This window comes from Pseudomonas sp. AC463 (assembly GCF_979253585.1).
In genome coordinates this window covers 1-306 of sequence record NZ_CEEDDZ010000392.1, presented here as the reverse complement: position 1 = coordinate 306, position 306 = coordinate 1, and the positions used below count along the sequence as shown (strand labels likewise).

The following is a 306-nucleotide window of genomic DNA, read 5'->3' as shown; positions in this document are numbered from 1 at the left end:
GACCAGGCCTGCCGGCTGAGTGATCTGTGACTTGCGACGATACGAACATATTGTATGCAATTTCTATTTCTTGAATGCAGGACGGATGTACAAGCCGTGATGGGGGGAGTGGGACGATGACGAGCAACCAGCCTTTGGCGGGCATCCGCGTCCTCGACGTGTCCCAGGTCATGGCCGGGCCGTTCTGCTGCATGTTGCTGGGCGACATGGGCGCCGACGTCATCAAGGTCGAACCGCCGCAGGTCGGCGACAGCTCGCGCCGCTCGATGGGATTTCGCCGGAAGGGAGAGGACAGCCCCGGCTTCC

1 protein-coding gene is annotated in these 306 nt (G+C 61.4%); it reads left to right on the top strand.

Going from position 1 to position 306, the window contains the following annotated elements:
• Positions 1-116: 116 nt before the first annotated feature.
• Positions 117-306: CoA transferase (locus AC0IYH_RS30675; protein WP_471837932.1), on the top strand; the 190-nt coding region annotated here is incomplete at its 3' end.